Here is a 17,627-nt window from a genome sequence, read left to right on the forward strand (position 1 = left end):
GTGCAGGCCGGGGCGAGGTGAGATCTCAGGGCAGCCTCGGAGATTACCCACTCGGTGGGATGGGCGACGGCGAGCTCCCGTCCTACGCTCGTGGAGTAGCAAGTCGCTGGTTCGGCGGACTCGCAAGTTTCCTTGGGAGGCCTCTGACAACGACGGTGGCGGGGACCCCCACTCCGTGCCACTCGGGGCGACGCGAACCAGTGGCGGCGGTCGAGGATCCCCCACCTCGACCGCCGCAGCTCGTCCGGGCACGGCGGGTGCGGTCAGGGACGTGGCACGTGCGCGGCCGACTCAGCCGAGCGGCGAGGCCGCGGCAGCGTCGGCGGCGTGCTGAAGAAGCACTCGTGCCACATCTCGAGGGCGAGCAGCGTCCACAGCCGGGTGTCGTCGTGACCGACCCTGTCGTGCCGGGTCAGGAGCTCGAGCACCGTGGTGTGATCGAGCACGGTGCTCACCCACGAGCCGCTGTCGCTCAGCCGGTCCCGTGACGTCTGACGCAGGCCGCGGCGGAACCAGGAGTCCCACGGGACCTCCGACCTGGCAGGCCTGCGGTCGACGACCTCGTCGGGCAGGAGCGGTCGGGCCACCTCCCTGAGCAACCGCAGCGGCATCCCCGGACCGGACCTGAGAGCGTTCGGCAGTCGGAACGCCAGCTCGACCAGGTGGTGATCGAGAAGCGCGGGACGCCACACGACGGGAGCTGCCACCGAAAGGGCGTCTCGGCGTTCGAGGAGGTGGTCTGGCAGCCAGTGCTGCACGTCGTGGCGCAGCTGACGGTCGGCGGGGCCAGCGCCGAGGGTGGGTGGCAGACGTCGTTCACCCGGCGGATCGGTGCCGAGCAGCCGACGTCGCTCCGCCGAGGTGAAGACAGAGCTCATCCGGCGTTCTGCCGGCCCGGCCATGAGCGACAGGAGCGGGGCGGGCAGCACCGCGGACCGCTCGGCCAGCCGACGTGCCATCCGGTGCCGGGGGTGCGTGCCGAAGAGCTCGTCGCTGCCGTCGTCGGACAGCACGACCTGCACCTGTTCGCATGCTGCGCGCGCGAGCTGGAGCACGGCCACGTCCGCCGGGTGCGTGAGCGGAGCCTCCCGGTGCCACGTGGCCTGTGCCCAGTGGTCTTCGAAGTCGAGTGCTCGCACTGTCACCGCGTGGTGCTCAGCGCCCAGCAGGTGGCTGACGTGGCGCGCCCACGCGGCATCGTTGCCCGGCTGCTCGGCGAGGCCGACGTGGTAGGTGTGCACGGGGACGTCACCCAGCTGCTGCACCTCCGCCGCGACGATGCTGCCCGCCAGCGTCCCGGACAGGAGCACACCCACCGCCTCATGCCCGACGAGAGCGGCGCGGACGGCTTCGCGGACGCCGTCACCGACCGCCTCGATCGCATCGCCGATCGACCACGCCCCGTCGGGGTCGCCCTCGGGGAGGGTCCAGTAGCGGACCTCCTCGAGGTGCCCCTGCGGCATGAGGGAGACGCGGTGGCCGGGCCTGACCTTCTTGATCCCCCGGAAGAGGGTGTCGGGGCCGGTGACCACACCCGTGCCGAGGTAGGCATCCAGGCTCCGTTCGTCCACCTCGGGAGCCGGACCCAGCGCGAGGATCGACTTGACGTCCGAGCCGAACGCGACTCCACCCGGGACGTGGCGGTAGTAGAGGGGCAGGATGCCGAGGCGGTCACGGACCAGGTGCGTCGTGCCCGCGCGCAGGTCGTGGGCGACGATGGAGAATCGCCCGTGCAGGCGCTGCACGAAGCTGATCCCCTCCAGGGCGAGGCCCGCCACGACGACCTCCGCATCGCTCCGGGTGCGGAAGGGGTAGTCGAGCTGGGCCCGCAGGCTCGCGTGGTTGTCGACCTCTCCGTCGAGGGCGACCACCCACCGCTGGTCGAGGGAGTGGATCGGTTGTGGAGCGCGCCGGTCCGTGTCGAGGGCCAGGAGCGTGTGGGTCGGGCCGGTGCCCCTGCCGGCCCGGGACGAGGAGCCGTGACCACGGCGGCTCAGCGAGTCCGACATCCCCACGAGGTCCCAGCACGCTGCGGCTCCCCGGGCAAAGGCGTGGACCCCGCCGATGCCGCTCACCCCGCTGGTCCGGTCATGCGCCGTGCCGCCACCCGACCTGGTTGGCCAGACCGACAGCCGCCAGCTGCGAGGAGACCTCGAGCTTGGCCAGGATCGACTTGACCTGGGTGCGGACCGTGGCTTCCGAGACCACGCTCCGCTCGGAGATCGCCCGCACCGTCCGTCCCTCGATGAGCGAACCGAGCACCTGGCGCTCGCGCGGGGTCAGCAGGTCGAGGCGACGCCGCAGGTCGTCCTCGGCCTGCCGATGGTGCGACCACTCGGAGAGCAGGCTCTCGAGCTCGTCGCGGGTCGTGACCGGGAGACCCACGTGGAGGCGTCTCACCGTCGCCAGCGCCTGCCGGAGGGCACCGCTCTTGGGCAGCACCTTGCGGGCTCCGAGTCGCATGCAGCCGCCCCATCGCCCGACATCCTCCGACGCGGTCAGGACGACCACGTTGATGTTGGCTCGCGCGAGCGGGCCGATCAGGTTCATCCCGTCGCCGAACCTCCCGAGATCGAGGTCGAGGAGCACGGTGCGGGGGTTGGCGCGCAGCGCCAGCGAGCGCAGCGTGGCCATCGACCCGCCTTCGCTCGGCAGCTCCAGCCGGCGTACGTCGTACCCCTCCACCGACAGCGCGAGCTCGAGGGACTCGGCGAACAGCAGGTGGTCGTCGACGATGAGGACGCGGTGATCAGCCCGAGCGGCGCCAGGAGCCATGACCGTCCTCGTCCGCCAGGTCGTTCTCGATGGAGCGCCGGGGCACGGGCAGGGAGATGACGAAGGACGAACCCCGGCCGTTCGTCTCGGTGAGTCGCAGGGATCCGCCGTCCTCGGCCAGGAGGCGCTGCGCGAGGTTGAGCCCGATCCCCTCGCCCTCGGAGCCCGGACCGCGCTCACCCCAGTCGAAGATGCGCTCCCGCTCCTGGGCGGGGATGCCGTTGCCGTGGTCGGTGACCGTGATGTCGACGGTCCCCTCGTTGCTGCGGACGACCTCGACCACGCTGCTGTCCGTTCCGCCGTGCGCAGCGGCGTTGTCGAGCAGGATGTTGAGGACCTCCGCGAGCGAGTCGTACCGCGCCTGCGCCTCGACCGTGTCGCCCGTGGTGAGGAGCTCGACGTCGCGGCCCTTGAGTCGCTGCAGCTCGAGGATCACCACGAGTGCCTCGTCGAGGTCGATGGGTGCGACGGGCTGGGCCTCGTCCGAGAGCAGGCGCTGCATCCGGGCGAGCTCTCGCCGTACGGACTCCCACACGCGCAGCCGCGCGTCGATCGCGATCTCCGCGTGCTCGAGGAGCTCCGACCCGTTGACCAGGCCCGCGACCGTGCTCCGCAGCTCGTGCAGCTGCTCGCGCTGGTAGCGGGTGGTGGCCTGCAGTGCGAGGTCCATCTCGCGCTGCCGCCGGCTGGCGGCCCGGTCGACGCCTCGGTGCAGGCACTCCCATGCAGTGGCGAGCCACGCCGCACCCACCGCGGCCAGGCCCAGGGACGCGACAGTGTCCCACGCCGTCCCTTGGCGGCCACCCATGATCACGAGCATCCCGGCCGCAACGACGACGACGGTCGCCGCGACCAGCTGTGCCATCGGGATCGGCAGCACGCCGTGGGCGACGACCACGACCGCGACCATCACGTGCGTGACGAGGAAGAGACCCAGGAGCGTCTGCATGGGGCCTGCGATCGTGGCGCCCTGGGGGATGAGGAGCAGAAGGTGCCCAGCTGCGAGGAAGCCCATCCCGAGACCGACGGCGAACACGTCGTCGGCCACCGCGCGGTGGGCGCGCAGTCCGGTCATGGCGCCCAGCACGCCCACCAGCACCGTTGTGCAGATCCCCAGGAGGGTCGCGAACTCGATGTCGAAGCGAGGTGGTGGGTTGGCGATGGCCGGCAGCGCGACCAGCAGCGCCTGGGCTGCGATCAGTGCTCCGACGGCGACGACCCGTCCCGCCCGCGCCTGGGCGTGTCGCCGCCAGCCCATGACGGCCGCCAGCACGGCGCCCGTGATGAAGACGCCGCTGACGACACCATCGGCCAGCGTGCGCGCATCCGGCGCACGTGCGTCGATCGACGGCACCCCGCCCCAGCTGGTCCACGCCAGAACGGCGAAGACCAGGACGCCCACGCCGAGCGTCCCTCCACTGGGGCGTCCCTCATCCCCATGCGCCTGATTGCGCATATCCCCCCCGCACTGACATCGAAGCGACTGGCTCGATCCGGTTCCCGCTCAAGAGAATGGAACCGTCAAAGTGGGGGTGTCCATCGATTGTGGGGGCGTACCCAATATCGGGCAAACCCGGTCTGGTCCGCTTTGTCCAGCGCGCTGGCAGCGAACGTCAAGGCGGCGTCAACTGCCGCGCCAGAACCGAGCAACTTGACAGGTCGGGCATGGCCCCCAGCGCCGCTGGCTTTCCCCAATTCCGGTGCACTTCGGACGGGATGAGGACAGAACCCTCGCCACAGAGACCAGTGTGGCGCTGTCGGCATTACAGGGAGGTGTGATGGTCGTTGCTGGCCCCACCCGTGTGCTCTCGCCACACCTGTTGGTGGCGCAGGCGGTCGCGGCTGCCCTCAGGTCGACCGGCACCGCCGCGGAGGCGCGGTCGTGGGAGTCGGTCATGGACGAGTCCGCGTCGCTGTCGGGGACCAGGCCCGCCGAGAGGTGCCTGCTCGTGGTGATCCTGGACGGACTCGACAGGGGACGAGCGGTCGACGACCTCGCCCGCGTGGTGGCGAGCGGGCAGACGCACGTCCTCATCGTCACCTCCCGCAGCGGCGCCGTGCAGTGGGGTGGTGCGGCAGACGACGACCTGCTCGACATCACCTGGGTCCAGTCGTTGCCCGAGCTGGCCGACGTCGTGCAGCACATCCGCTCGGGAGGGACCGCTCTCGATCCGGCAGACCGACGTGAGCTCCGCGCGTCATGGCACCAGGCCCTCGAGCGACGCCGCACGGCCAGGTCGCTGATCGACAGCCTGTCGCCTCAGCAGCGCGCCGTGCTCGAGCTGCTGGCCTCCGGCCACCGGGTCAAGGAGGTCGCCAGGATCATGGAGGTGACAGACGGCACCGTGCGCAGCCACGTGCGCGTGCTGCGCTCCAAGCTCGGCGCCAGGACCCAGATCGCCGCGGTGGCGATGCTGCACCAGCTGGGTGATCCGGTGTCCGGCGTGCCACGCCCACGGGCTGCTCCTCCTGGCGACTCGGGGCTCGGCACGCGTCGATAGGGTGCCGTCCATGATCGATCCCACCACCCTCGACGACCACGCCTTCGCTGTCTGGGCGGCCGAGCGGGCCGGTGCCGTGCTGCTCGACGTACGCGCCGGGGCGGAGGCCGACGGTCTCGAGGGCAAGGCCCTCAAGGACGCCGGCGACGCCGCCGCGCAGGCCGAGCTCGACCGGGTGCTGACCCAGCACCGTCCCGACGACTCGGTGCTCTCGGAGGAGGCCGCCGACGACAAGTCGCGGCTGACCGCGCGCCGCGTGTGGATCATCGACCCCCTCGACGGCACCCGCGAGTTCTCCGAGCCGCCGCGTGACGACTGGGCCGTCCACGTCGCGCTGTGGGAGGACGGGGAGCTCGCCGCCGGAGCCGTCGCCCAGCCCGCGCTGGGGGAGACCTTCAGCACCGGCCGGCCGCTGGTCGTGCCGCCGCGCACCTCCGAGCGCCCGCGCATCGCGGTGTCCCGCAGCCGTCCGCCCGCCTTCGTCGAGGCCCTCGCGGCGGAGCTCGACGCCGAGCTGGTGCCGATGGGCAGCGCCGGCGTGAAGGTGATGAGCGTCGTGCGCGACGTCGCCGACGCCTACGTCCACGCCGGCGGGCAGTACCAGTGGGACAACGCCGCCCCGGTCGCCGTCGCCCGGGCGGCCGGCCTCCACTGCAGCCGCGTCGACGGCTCACCGATCGTCTACAACGAGGACGACACCTCGCTGCCCGACCTGATCGTGTGCCGGCCCGAGCTGGCCGAGCAGATCATCGAGTTCGTCCGCCGCCACGGCACCGACTGAGGCCTCATATCCGCTTGCGGCCCCCGATCGGCATTGCGACGGTGGGCGCATGACCTCCTTCGTCTCGCACACGACCGTCGACTGCCACAACGCCTACGAGCTCTCCGAGTGGTGGAAGTCCCTGCTGGGCTATGTCGACCGCGAGGGTGACCCCAACGAGCCCGGGCACGAGGAGTGCGAGATCCACGACGCCGAGACCGGGCACACCATCCTCTTCCTCGAGGTCCCCGACACCGAGCTGCCGGCCAAGCGGATCCACTTCGACCTGCGCCCCCGCGAGGGCAGCCGGGACGCTGAGGTCGAGCGGGTGCGCGGCCTCGGCGCGACCGAGGTCGCCGACCAGCGCGGACAGTACGGCCCGGGCACGGGCTGGGTCGTCCTCGCCGACCCCGAGGGCAACCAGTTCTGCATCCTGCGCTCGCAGGCCGAGGTCGACGCCGGCCCGTCGCCTTCCGACGCGACTGACTAGGGCAGCCGCTCCGGGTGGGCGGCGACGTACGCCTTCACGGGCACGGGTCGCCGCTCGGCGTACCCCTCCGGCAGCCACACGCTCCCCACCTCGGTCAGGTAGTAGACCTGCCAGGCGAGGTAGCCGCCGAGCTGGCGCGGGTCGCGCTGCATCGCGCGGGCGTGGAGCGTGATGGCGCGGACGTAGGCCCACGAGTTGTTGTAGCGCCACAGCGCCGCGCCCCTGTCGCGGGCGAAGCCGTTGGCCCGCAGCAGCCGGCCCGCAGCGAGGATCGAGTCGTGCGCGTCGTCGATGTCGCCGCCGGCGCCGTAGATGTCCCACGTGGTGGGGATGAACTGCATCGGGCCCTGCGCGCCGGCCACGGACGTGCCCCTGATCCGGCCGAACGCGGTCTCGACCATGTTGATCGCGGCGAGGTACTCCCAGTCGACGCCGAACCGGCGCTCCGCCTCGCGATAGCTGCGCAGCAGCACGCGCTCCGACGCAGGCGGTACGATCCGCCACGCCGGCAGCTCGTCAGCGAGGTCGGTGCTGGAGCTCGGGTGCATCGACCTGAGCTCGCGCCGCGCCGCGACGTTGGCCCTCAGCCAGGCCCGGTTGCCGGGACCGAGCAGGTCGAGGACCCTCGGCAGCCACGCCGGGCGGAGGGCGACCTCGCGGACGGCGAGCTGGGCGGTGTGCCCTGCGGCGGCCAGGAGGTCGGCACCGGGGTCGTCGGCGCGGATCACCCGCTGGGCGGCGCCCACCGTCTCCGCAGCCTCCGCCGCGGTGGTGGGGCGAGCCGGCGTGCCGGCCAGCGCGGGTGCCAGCGCGTCGGGTACGTCGTCGGGCGCGGCCGCCGACCGCCCGCTCGTGGCGGCGGGCCGGGGATCGTCGGCCGGGTCCTGGGCCGGACCGGTCGGACCACCGCAGGCGGACACCGCGAGCGCGCACGCGCAGACCAGCGTCGGGAGCAGCCTGCGGGTCATGCCTCCACCCTCACACGGACCGGCGGAATGGGGGGAGGCAGGAGGGGAGACGCGGACGACCCCCGGCAGGGTCTGCCGGGGGTCGTCGTGCGGTCTGCGCGTCAGGTCAGCCAATGAAGGTCTTCCAGACGAAGCCGTTGGCGAGGTACTTGTCGTCGCCCTTGACGACGAAGCTCCAGTACCAGGTGCCGCCGCGGCGCGGCAGGGTGATCTTGTACTTGCCGGCCGAGGTCGTCTTGATGGTCTTGAACTTCTTGTAGCCCTTGTTCTGCTTCTTCGAGACCTTGATGACGATCTTCTTCTTGCCGTAGTCGGGGGTGACCTTGCCCTTGAGCACGAAGCCCGAGCTCGGGTAGGTGATCTTGCGGGCGACCTGCACGGTGAAGGTGGCCGACTCGCTCGGCTGGTAGACGTCACCGTTGAACGAGGTCGCGCCGCTGTAGGCGACCTTGTAGGTCGTGCCGGCCTGGGGCTTGACGTCCGTGAAGTACGCGTAGGCGCCCTCAGTGGTGGCGACCGGGACGAACGAGGCGGAGCCTGCCTCCTGCGCGAGGAGCGTGGTGGTGCCGCCGGACGGGGCAGAACCTGTCTGCGAGTCGACGTCGACGTCGACGGACAGGGTGTCGCCGTAGATGATCCGCGTCTCGGTGGGCGCGGCGACGACCGAAGTGGTGTAGGTGGCTGCCGCCTGGCTGGGTGCGGCGATGGCGATCGGCGTGAGGCCGACCAGTCCTGCGGTGACCGTCCAGGTCACGATCCGAGTGATGCGCATGTCCCCGTTGTTCCTCTCGAGAAGAAGTCAGAATCAGGTGAAGTCAGCTGTGATCAGGGTGCTACCCCGTGACGCGTGGGACAAACCCACGCCCCCGTAGACTTATCACCTCCCCCCGTCCGGCCGGACGGGGGCCTTTGTGCATGCCTGTCGCCCCCACCCGTCGTCCGACCCCCGAAGGAACCCCTGTGTCGCCCACGCCGCTCCTCGCCGTAGCCGAGCGCGTCGCCGCAGCTCCCACGCTCGCCGGGGCGCTGGCCGACGCCGCGGTGCGCAACGCCCTCGACCTGACCGGTCCGGGTGCCGTCCGGCCGTTCGTGGTGCATGGCCTGGTCGCGCGCGGGCGCACCGTCCTCGCGGTCACCGCCACCTCGCGCGAGGCCGAGGACCTGGTCGAGGAGCTCGCCGACCTCGTCGACCCCGACACCGTGGCCTACTACCCGAGCTGGGAGACGCTGCCGCACGAGCGGCTCAGCCCCCGCAGCGACACCGTCGGCCGTCGCCTCGCGGTGCTCCGTCGGCTGCGCCACCCCGGCACCGACGCGACCAACGGCCCCCTCAAGGTGGTCGTCGCACCCATCCGCAGCCTGCTCCAGCCGCAGGTCCCGGGACTGGCCGACATCGAGCCGGTCGAGCTGGCGCCGGGGGACGCTCGCCCGCTGGAGGACGTCGTCCGTGGCCTCGCCGAGGCGGCGTACACCCGCGTCGACATGGTCGAGCGGCGCGGCGAGTTCGCGGTTCGCGGCGGCATCGTCGACGTCTTCCCGCCCACCGAGGAGCACCCGCTGCGCGTGGAGTTCTGGGGTGACGACGTCGAGGAGATCCGTGCCTTCGCGGTCGCCGACCAGCGCACGCTCGAGACGGTGCAGCGCCTGTGGGCGCCGCCGTGCCGGGAGCTGCTGCTCACCGAGGACGTACGCCGTCGCGCGGCGGAGCTCGGCCGGGCGCACCCGCAGCTGCTCGAGCTCACCGACAAGATGGCTGCCGGCATCGCGGTCGAGGGCATGGAGTCGCTCGCGCCGGTCCTCGTCGACGAGATGGAGCTGCTCGTCGACCTGATGCCTGCCGACACCACCGTGCTGGTGCTCGACCCCGAGCGCGCCCGCAGCCGCGCGCACGACCTCGTCGCGACGAGCGAGGAGTTCCTCGGCGCGTCGTGGGCCGCGGCCGCCGGTGGCGGCACCTCGCCGATCGACCTCGGCGCCGCGTCCTACCGCGAGATCGCCGACGTCCGGCTGCACACGCTCGGCCTCGGCCAGGCGTGGTGGGCGGTGAGCCCCTTCGGCCTCGACGAGGTCGACGACGAGTCGCTGACCCTGTCGATCAACCCGGCCGAGGCCTACCGCGGGGACCTCGAGCAGGCCGTCGCCGACATCCGCGACTGGGTGGACCGGAGCCTCGACGTGATCGTCGTGCACGCCGGCCACGGACCCGCGCAGCGCTTCGTCGAGCTGCTCGGTGAGCACGACATCGCCGCCCGGCTGGTCGAGGACGGCGGCACCGCCGGCACGGGGGTCGTCACGGTCACCTGCGGCAGCCTCGTGCACGGACTGGTCGACGACGAGGCCAAGGTCGCGGTCGTCACCGGCGACGACCTCTCGGGGCAGAAGACCTCCACCCGCGACATGCGCCGGATGCCGACGCGCCGCAAGAAGCAGATCGATCCGCTCGAGCTCAAGGCCGGCGACTACGTCGTGCACGAGCAGCACGGCGTGGGCCGGTTCGTCGAGATGAAGCAGCGCGAGATCGGCGGCGCGGTCCGCGAGTACCTCGTCCTGGAGTACGGCGCCAGCAAGCGCGGCGGACCCAACGACATGCTCTACGTCCCGGCCGACACCCTCGACCAGGTGACCCGCTACGTCGGCGGCGAGAACCCCAGCCTCGACCGGCTCGGCGGCGGTGACTGGACCAAGCGCAAGAACAAGGCCCGCCGCGCGGTCCGCGAGATCGCGGCCGAGCTGATCAAGCTCTACGCCGCGAGGCAGGCGACGAAGGGCTTCGCCTACGGCCCGGACACCCCGTGGCAGCGCGAACTCGAGGACGCCTTCCCGTTCAACGAGACCGTCGACCAGCTGACCACCGTCGACGAGGTCAAGGCCGACATGCGCCAGGTCGTCCCGATGGACCGCCTGGTCTGCGGCGACGTCGGCTACGGCAAGACCGAGATCGCGGTGCGGGCGGCCTTCAAGGCCGTGCAGGACGGCAAGCAGGTCGCCGTGCTCGTGCCGACGACCCTGCTCGTCACCCAGCACATGTCGACGTTCTCCGAGCGGATGACCGGCTTCCCGGTGGTCATCAAGGGGCTCTCGCGGTTCCAGACCGACAAGGAGGCCAAGGAGGTCATCGCCGGCCTCGCCGACGGGTCGGTCGACATCGTGGTCGGCACCCACCGCCTGCTCAATCCCGACATCTTGGTCAAGGACCTCGGCCTGATCATCGTCGACGAGGAGCAGCGCTTCGGTGTCGAGCACAAGGAGCAGATGAAGCGGATGCGCACCTCCGTCGACGTGCTGTCGATGAGTGCGACGCCGATCCCGCGCACGCTCGAGATGGCGGTCACCGGCATCCGCGAGATGTCGACGATCACCACGCCGCCTGAGGAGCGGCACCCGGTGCTGACCTACGTCGGTGCCTACGAGGACCGGCAGGTCGTCGCGGCCGTGCGCCGCGAGCTGCTCCGCGAGGGCCAGGTCTTCTACATCCACAACCGGGTGCAGTCGATCGAGAAGGCCGCCGCCCGGATCCGCGAGCTGGTGCCCGAGGCACGCGTCGCCACCGCCCACGGCCAGATGGGCGAGCACGCGCTCGAGCAGGTCATGCTCGACTTCTGGGAGAAGCGCTTCGACGTGCTGGTCTGCACGACCATCGTCGAGAGCGGCCTCGACGTGTCCAACGCCAACACGATGATCATCGAGCGCTCCGACACCCTCGGCCTCTCGCAGCTCCACCAGCTGCGTGGTCGCGTCGGCCGCTCGCGCGAGCGGGCCTACGCCTACTTCCTCTACCCGGCCGAGAAGCCGCTCACCGAGACCGCCCACGAGCGCCTCGCCACCCTCGCCCAGCACTCCGACCTCGGCGGCGGCATGGCGATCGCGATGAAGGACCTCGAGATCCGCGGGGCGGGCAACCTCCTCGGCGGGGAGCAGTCCGGCCACATCGCCGACGTCGGCTTCGACCTCTACGTCCGCCTGGTCGGCGAGGCGGTCGCCGAGTTCAAGGGCGGCAACGAGGAGGAGCTCGCGGAGGTCCGCATCGAGCTGCCCGTCGACGCCCACCTCCCGCACGACTACATCCCCAGCGAGCGGTTGCGGCTCGAGATCTACAAGCGCCTCGCCGAGGTGCGCTCCGAGGCCGACGTCGACGAGGTGCGCGCCGAGCTGGTCGACCGCTACGGCGAGCCGCCCGAGGTCGTGCGGTCGCTGCTCTTCGTGGCGCTCTTCCGCGCCCGGTGCCGCCAGGTCGGCGTCAAGGAGGTGACGGTGGCCGGCAAGTACGTCCGGTTCGCGCCGGTCGACCTGCCCGACTCGCGCGTCGTACGACTCCAGCGGCTGCATCCGCGCAGCGTCGTCAAGGCACCCGTGCGTACGATCCTCGTGCCGCGACCGCAGGGAACCGGGTTCCCCGTGCGTCCGGTGGCCGGCGTGGCCCTGCTTGAATGGGCCCGCGGTGTGATCGACGACATCGTCGCGCAACCCGCACCACCGGCAACGACCCCTGCAGAGACCTCGAGGAGCGACTCGTGAGCAAGACCCGCCTGATGACGGCCGCGCCCACCTGGTTGACCGTGGGGGTCGCCGGGCTGCTGCTCACCGGGTGCGGCAGCGCCGCGCCGGGGGTCGCCGCCCAGGTCGGCGACGAGGAGCTCACCGTCCGCGACATCGACTCGGCCACCGCGCACTACTGCACCTCCGTCGAGGAGCAGCTCGAGTCGCCGGTCCCGATGAGCTTCGTGCGGCAGTACGTCGTCCAGCTCCTCACGCTGCGCTCGCAGGCCGACCAGGTCGCCGACGACTACGGCGTGACGGCGGGCTCGAGCTATCAGAACGACGTCGCGCAGCGTCAGGGCACCGCCGCCACGCTGCCCGAGGAGGTGCGCGACGACTACATCCAGCTCACCTCGACGCCCGCCTACGCCCAGGACATCGTCGACCAGATCGGCGCGATCACCCTCGAGGACCAGGGCATCGCCGACCCGACCAGCGACCAGGTCACGCAAGCCGGGCTCGACGTCTTCAACCAGTGGCCCGACGCCAACGGCATCGACATCGACCCGCGCTTCGGTGCGGCCAGCGTGGACGGCGTGCTGTCGCCCATCGACACCAACACCTCCGTCGCCGTCAGCGAGATCGCGAAGTCGGGACTGGCCGAGCAGCCGGACCCCGCCTACGCCGAGACGCTGCCGTCGACCCAGCGCTGCGGCTGACGCGTGGCGATGACGGGCTCGGACGGCTCGCAGCTGGAGGCCTTCGCCGACCAGATGCGAGTGCTCCAGCGTGAGTGCGCGTGGAAGCGCGAGCAGACCCACACCTCGCTGATCCCCTACGTGCGCGAGGAGGCCGAGGAGGTCGTCGAGGCGATCGAGTCGGGCGACCCGGCCGCGCTGTGCGACGAGCTCGGCGACCTGCTGCTCCAGGTGGTGATCCACGCCGTGATCGCCGAGGAGGCCGGCGAGTTCACGCTCGACGACGTCGCGCGCGGCGTACGGGCCAAGATGGAGCGTCGCAACCCGCACGTCTTCGGCGACGCCGTCGCCACCACGGTCGACGAGGTGATGGCGCTCTACAACGCCGCGAAGGCGGCCGAGAAGGCTCACCCCTAGCCCGAATAGTCCGCTGCAGAAAGCCGCTGCCGAGGCCCGGACCAGCGGCTTTTCGCAGCGGACTACCGCATCAGCGACTCGGGATCCGGTGAGAACGCACTGACGTACGCCGCCGCGACAGAGGGCCGGTCGTCGTACGACGCCCAGGCCGGCAGCAGGATCCCGTCGGGCGGGTGGAAGTGGACGTCGCCCGGTGCGTCGATCTCCCACGTCCCCGGCTCGGCCCGCCACTCGGACGGTGATGCGCCGAGCTCGCGGCGGAAGGCGCGGACGAAGACGTCGTAGCCCCGGAAGCCGCAGTCGGCGGCGATGTCCTGCAACCGCAGGTCGGTCTCCTTCGCCAGCCAGGCCGCGCGTTCGAGCAGGAGGCGGTCCCGGAACCGGGACGCCGACTCGCCCGCCATCGCCCGGCGGATCCGCGCGCCTGCCTCGTCGTCGGCGCTCGCGCGGTCGACGAAGGCGGTGAAGTGGTCGGCGGCGGTGGACACGTCGGCCTCCGTCAGCGGCGTACGACGAGGCGCGCGCGGTTGTCGGTCGGCTGGAAGCCGAGCATGGTGAGCCCTTCCGGCGTCACGAACCCGGTGATCTGTGGACCGAGGTCGACGGTGGGGAGCCGCGTCGTCCGGCCGTCGGGCCGGATCCGGCGCACGCGAGTGACGATCGGGCCCTCGGGGTCGCCCGGTGTGCCGGTGTCGACCGGCCGGTGGCCCCAGGCCACGATCCCGCGCCCCTCGTCGTCGACCCAGGCGGTGGGGCCGTGGATCCACTTCACGTAGTCGTTGTCCCAGGCGACGAGCCCGAAGTCCTCCACCCGGCCGAGGCGCCCGCGCCGGTCCCACGCACGTCCGTAGCTCTCGTACTCGTAGTCGTCCATCGAGATCCAGGTGACGAAGGAGTCGCCCTGCGCGCTGGTCGCGATCGAGGTGTAGCCGTAGTGGCCGTCCCGGATCACGGTCTCGCGGCTGGCGGACCCGTCGGACCTCCAGACCCGTGCGACGAGCTCGTTGCCACCGTTGACGCTGTCGTAGCGGACCCACAGCACGCGCGCGTCCTGCCGGCCGTCGAGGGTCAGCGTGGGGGAGTAGCTCTCGAGTCCGGGCTGCGCGGTGTCGAGGATCGTGCGATCCGTGACCCGACCGCGCCGGTCGATCCGGACGGCGCTGATGTCGCCCTCCGTGCCGCCCTCGTGCAGCGGATCGTCGTTCCCGGACACCCAGAACGACTTCTCGCCGGCGACCACGTCGGCTGCGATCCCGGTCAGGCCGAGGTCGGTGGCGCCCGAGAGCGTCCCGTCATCGAGCACCCGGCGCAGGAGCATCTGCTGGGGCGCGGTGGCGTTGTCCGGGTAGAGCCGCGGCTGCAGCCACACGGCGACCGCGGTGCCGTCGGGGGTCATCGCGACGCTGTTGAGCCCCGTCTCGGAGCCCTCGCCCCAGACCAGCTGGGCGGGCGGCAGCGCACCGCGTCGCGGCACGCGCCGCACCCACGGTCGGTAGCCCGCGGTCTCCACGCGGTACTCGGTCCAGCCGACGACCATGTCGCCCTTCGCGTCCACCGCGATCTTGACGGTCGACACGTCGTCGAGGGAGGAGTAGACCGTACGGATCGGCCCCAGCCGTCCGTCGCCGCGGATGCGGCGCACCCGGATGTCGGCGCGGACCACCGGGTCCTCGTAGGGCTGCGCGGCCGGCTGCACCACGGTGTGGGACACCCACGCGAGCACCGTCCGGCCCCTGCCGTTGCTGGCATACGACGGCGGCTGGGAGGTCGTGCCCTCGCGCGGGTCGACCACCCGTGGCCGGGACCAGCCGTCGTCTCGCTGCGCCGACGTGGGAGCGGCGGCCACCACTCCCGGCCCGACCAGCAGGAGCGCTGCGCACCACCGTGCGACGTACCGAGACTGCATGGATCCCCCTTCGCCGGTCCGTGCACCCTAGGGACCGTGCGCGCGGGCCACCACCCCCTCGCGGACACCCCGGCGACGTGCGGCCGCGACGTGACTAGGCTGGCGGGCGTCCCCCAGACGCATCCCACAGGAGCACTCCATGTCGATCATCGCCGCAGTCGGCGCCCGCGAGATCCTCGATTCGCGCGGCAACCCCACCGTCGAGGTGGAGGTCCTCCTCGAGGACGGCGCGTTCGGTCGCGCGGCCGTGCCCAGTGGCGCGTCCACCGGCGCCTTCGAGGCCGTCGAGCTCCGTGACGGCGGGAAGCGCTACCTCGGCAAGGGCGTGCAGAAGGCGGTCTCCGGTGTGGTCGACAAGATCTCCGGTGTCGTCGTCGGCCTCGACGCCGACGACCAGCGCCTCGTCGACCAGGCGATGCTCGATCTCGACGGCACCCACAACAAGGCCAAGCTCGGCGCCAACGCGATCCTCGGCGTCTCGCTCGCCACCGCCAAGGCCGCGGCCGAGTCGTCCGGCCTGCCGCTCTTCCGCTACGTCGGCGGCCCCAACGCCCACCTGCTGCCCGTGCCGATGATGAACATCGTCAACGGCGGGTCCCATGCCGACTCCAACGTCGACGTCCAGGAGTTCATGATCGCGCCGATCGGCGCCGCCACCTTCCGCGAGGCGCTGCAGCACGGCGCCGAGGTCTACCACGCGCTCAAGTCGGTGCTGAAGAAGAAGGGCCTCTCGACCGGCCTCGGCGACGAGGGCGGCTTCGCGCCGAACCTCGACAGCAACCGTGCCGCCCTCGACCTCATCGCGGAGGCGGTCAAGTCCGCCGGCTTCGCGCTGGGCAAGGACATCGCGCTCGCGATGGACGTCGCGGCGAGCGAGTTCTTCGACAAGAAGAAGTACGTCTTCGAGGGCACCAAGCAGTCGACCGACCAGATGGTCGCCTACTACGCCGACCTCGTCGACTCCTACCCGATCGTGTCCATCGAGGACCCGCTCGACGAGGAGGACTGGGACGGCTGGAAGGCGATGACCGACGCGCTCGGCACCAAGACCCAGCTCGTCGGCGACGACCTCTTCGTGACCAACGTCGAGCGGCTCCAGCGCGGCATCGACGGCGGCCAGGCCAACGCCATGCTGGTCAAGGTCAACCAGATCGGGTCGCTCACCGAGACCCTCGACGCCGTCGAGCTCGCCCACCGCGCCGGCTTCCGCAACATGATGAGCCACCGCTCCGGCGAGACCGAGGACACCACGATCGCCGACCTCGCCGTGGCCACCAACTGCGGCCAGATCAAGACCGGCGCGCCGGCCCGCTCGGACCGCGTCGCGAAGTACAACCAGCTCCTCCGCATCGAGGACGAGCTCGGTGACGCGGCTCGCTACGCCGGTCGGGGTGCCTTCCCGCGATTCGGCGGCTGATCGGGGCAGACTGTCCCGCATGCCTTCCCAGCGTCGTACGTCACGCGGTGGGCCCGGCGGCAACGGATCACGCGGACCGAGGCAGGGCAGCACCACGCGCCCCGGCGACCGTTCGACGCGGCCGCGCACCACGGCGACGCGCACGCCCGTCGCGACGGCCGCGGACATCGGCAGCCAGCGTCCGGTGCGACCCGCGGCGCGGCAGACCGCACGCCGACCCCGCTTCACCGGCCGCGCGGCCGTGCTGGTCCTGGTGCTCGCCGTGCTGACGGTGTCCTACGCGTCGTCGCTGCGCGCGTACCTCCAGCAGCGCGCCCACATCGGTGACCTGAAGTCGCAGATCGCGGAGCGCGAGGCCAGCATCAACGACCTCGAGCGCGAGAAGCAGCGGTGGGACGACCCGGCCTACGTCAAGGCGCAGGCGCGCGCCCGGTTCGGCTACCTGATGCCCGGCGAGGCCGGCTTCGAGGTGATCGGCGTCGACGGCAAGCCGCTGGAGGCGCAGGCCTCCCTCAACGACCCGTCCGACGTGATCAAGACCGTGCCCAAGGCGTGGTGGACCGCCGCCTGGGAGTCGATGGAGCTCGCCGGCAACCCGCCGCCGCCCGGCGAGGAGCCGGCCGACCTGATCGACGGCAGCAAGCAGTGAGCGACATCGATCCCACCGACGTCGAGGCGATCCGTGCCCAGCTCGAGCGCAAGCCCCGCGGCATCGACTCGATCGGCCACCGCTGCCCGTGCGGCAACCCCGACGTGGTCACGACGGAGCCGCGGCTGCCCGACGGCTCGCCGTTCCCGACGACCTTCTACCTCACCTGCCCGCGCGCGGCCTCGCGCATCGGCACGCTCGAGGGCTCGCACGTGATGAAGGAGATGGAGGCACGGCTCGGCACCGACGAGGAGCTCGCCGCGGCCTACCGTGCCGCCCACGAGCGCTACCTCGCCTTCCGTGCCGAGGTGGGGGAGCGCGCCGGGCTCGAGGTGCCCGAGATCGACGGCATCTCCGCCGGCGGCATGCCCGGCCGCGTCAAGTGCCTCCACGTCCTCGCCGCCCAGTCGCTCGCGATGGGCCGCGGCGTGAACCCGCTCGGCGACGAGGTGCTCGACGCCCTCGGCGAGTGGTGGGAGTCCGGCCCCTGCGTCACCGTCGAGCGCTGACCGGGCGGTTCCTCGCGCTGGACGCCGCTGACCGGGCGATTCCTCGCGCTGTGCGCCGGCG

Annotated in this window: 16 protein-coding genes; 9 read left to right on the plus strand and 7 right to left on the minus strand. The window is 71.6% G+C overall.

What is annotated here, in order from left to right; all coding sequences use genetic code 11:
* Positions 1–263: 263 nt before the first annotated feature.
* From EUA06_RS06495 to EUA06_RS06505, 3 genes are read right to left on the minus strand one after another with little or no spacing between them, the layout of a single operon-like run.
* Entirely contained in the window at positions 264–2,075 is a 1,812-nt protein-coding gene (locus tag EUA06_RS06495) for an asparagine synthetase B family protein (protein WP_129474194.1), read from the minus strand.
* Between the two features lie 13 nt (positions 2,076–2,088).
* Entirely contained in the window at positions 2,089–2,775 is a 687-nt protein-coding gene (locus EUA06_RS06500) for a response regulator transcription factor (RefSeq protein ID WP_129474195.1), read from the minus strand.
* A complete protein-coding gene (locus tag EUA06_RS06505; protein ID WP_165354282.1) occupies positions 2,750–4,177 on the minus strand; it encodes a sensor histidine kinase in 1,428 nt (475 codons plus the stop codon). Before EUA06_RS06505 ends, EUA06_RS06500 begins: the two co-directional genes overlap by 26 nt.
* A gap of 376 nt (positions 4,178–4,553) precedes the next feature.
* Here EUA06_RS06505 and EUA06_RS06510 point away from each other — a divergent pair, with 376 nt between their 5' ends.
* From EUA06_RS06510 to EUA06_RS06520, 3 genes are read left to right on the plus strand one after another with little or no spacing between them, the layout of a single operon-like run.
* Positions 4,554–5,276: a helix-turn-helix transcriptional regulator gene (locus EUA06_RS06510; RefSeq protein WP_129474197.1), complete on the plus strand. Its 723-nt coding sequence runs from the start codon at positions 4,554–4,556 to the stop codon at positions 5,274–5,276.
* A 10-nt stretch (positions 5,277–5,286) separates the two neighbouring features.
* Positions 5,287–6,057, plus strand: coding sequence for a 3'(2'),5'-bisphosphate nucleotidase CysQ (locus EUA06_RS06515; protein ID WP_129474198.1), 771 nt, complete (start codon positions 5,287–5,289; stop codon positions 6,055–6,057).
* 49 nt (positions 6,058–6,106) lie between these two features.
* Positions 6,107–6,526 (plus strand): VOC family protein, encoded by a 420-nt coding sequence (locus EUA06_RS06520; RefSeq protein WP_129474199.1) that lies wholly within the window; start codon positions 6,107–6,109, stop codon positions 6,524–6,526.
* Here the strand turns inward: EUA06_RS06520 and EUA06_RS06525 are convergent.
* Both EUA06_RS06525 and EUA06_RS06530 read right to left on the minus strand, forming a co-directional pair.
* Positions 6,523–7,494 carry a lytic transglycosylase domain-containing protein gene (locus EUA06_RS06525; protein WP_129474200.1) on the minus strand — a complete coding sequence of 324 codons (972 nt, stop codon included), beginning with the start codon at positions 7,492–7,494 and terminating at the stop codon, positions 6,523–6,525. The genes EUA06_RS06520 and EUA06_RS06525 overlap by 4 nt on opposite strands.
* A 106-nt stretch (positions 7,495–7,600) precedes the next feature.
* Positions 7,601–8,266 (minus strand): hypothetical protein, encoded by a 666-nt coding sequence (locus EUA06_RS06530; RefSeq protein ID WP_129474201.1) that lies wholly within the window; start codon positions 8,264–8,266, stop codon positions 7,601–7,603.
* 143 nt (positions 8,267–8,409) lie between these two features.
* On the opposite strand from EUA06_RS06530, the gene mfd reads away from it, so the two are divergent.
* The 3 genes from mfd to EUA06_RS06545 are packed head-to-tail and all read left to right on the plus strand — an operon-like array spanning position 8,410 to position 13,085.
* Positions 8,410–12,009 carry a transcription-repair coupling factor gene (gene mfd / locus EUA06_RS06535; RefSeq protein WP_129474202.1) on the plus strand — a complete coding sequence of 1,200 codons (3,600 nt, stop codon included), beginning with the start codon at positions 8,410–8,412 and terminating at the stop codon, positions 12,007–12,009.
* Entirely contained in the window at positions 12,006–12,689 is a 684-nt protein-coding gene (locus tag EUA06_RS06540; RefSeq protein WP_129474203.1) for a hypothetical protein, read from the plus strand. The genes mfd and EUA06_RS06540 overlap by 4 nt, the downstream gene beginning before the upstream one ends.
* Positions 12,690–12,698: 9 nt before the next feature.
* Positions 12,699–13,085, plus strand: a complete 387-nt coding sequence (locus tag EUA06_RS06545; protein WP_129474204.1) for a MazG nucleotide pyrophosphohydrolase domain-containing protein — start codon at positions 12,699–12,701, stop codon at positions 13,083–13,085.
* 62 nt (positions 13,086–13,147) lie between these two features.
* On the opposite strand, the gene EUA06_RS06550 is transcribed toward EUA06_RS06545, so the two are convergent.
* Positions 13,148–13,573 carry a helix-turn-helix domain-containing protein gene (locus tag EUA06_RS06550; RefSeq protein ID WP_129474205.1) on the minus strand — a complete coding sequence of 142 codons (426 nt, stop codon included), beginning with the start codon at positions 13,571–13,573 and terminating at the stop codon, positions 13,148–13,150.
* A gap of 11 nt (positions 13,574–13,584) precedes the next feature.
* Positions 13,585–14,991: a hypothetical protein gene (locus EUA06_RS06555; protein WP_129474206.1), complete on the minus strand. Its 1,407-nt coding sequence runs from the start codon at positions 14,989–14,991 to the stop codon at positions 13,585–13,587.
* A gap of 139 nt (positions 14,992–15,130) precedes the next feature.
* On the opposite strand from EUA06_RS06555, the gene eno reads away from it, so the two are divergent.
* Genes eno through EUA06_RS06570 form a run of 3 tightly spaced genes read left to right on the plus strand, consistent with a single transcriptional unit; the run spans position 15,131 to position 17,566 of the window.
* Positions 15,131–16,408, plus strand: coding sequence for a phosphopyruvate hydratase (eno, locus tag EUA06_RS06560; protein ID WP_129474207.1), 1,278 nt, complete (start codon positions 15,131–15,133; stop codon positions 16,406–16,408).
* Positions 16,409–16,427: 19 nt separating this feature from the next.
* A complete protein-coding gene (locus EUA06_RS06565) occupies positions 16,428–17,057 on the plus strand; it encodes an FtsB family cell division protein (RefSeq protein ID WP_129474208.1) in 630 nt (209 codons plus the stop codon).
* Positions 17,054–17,566: a DUF501 domain-containing protein gene (locus tag EUA06_RS06570; protein ID WP_129474209.1), complete on the plus strand. Its 513-nt coding sequence runs from the start codon at positions 17,054–17,056 to the stop codon at positions 17,564–17,566. The genes EUA06_RS06565 and EUA06_RS06570 overlap by 4 nt, the downstream gene beginning before the upstream one ends.
* Positions 17,567–17,627 lie beyond the last annotated feature (61 nt).

Source organism: Nocardioides glacieisoli, assembly GCF_004137245.1.
GTDB lineage: Bacteria > Actinomycetota > Actinomycetes > Propionibacteriales > Nocardioidaceae > Nocardioides > Nocardioides glacieisoli.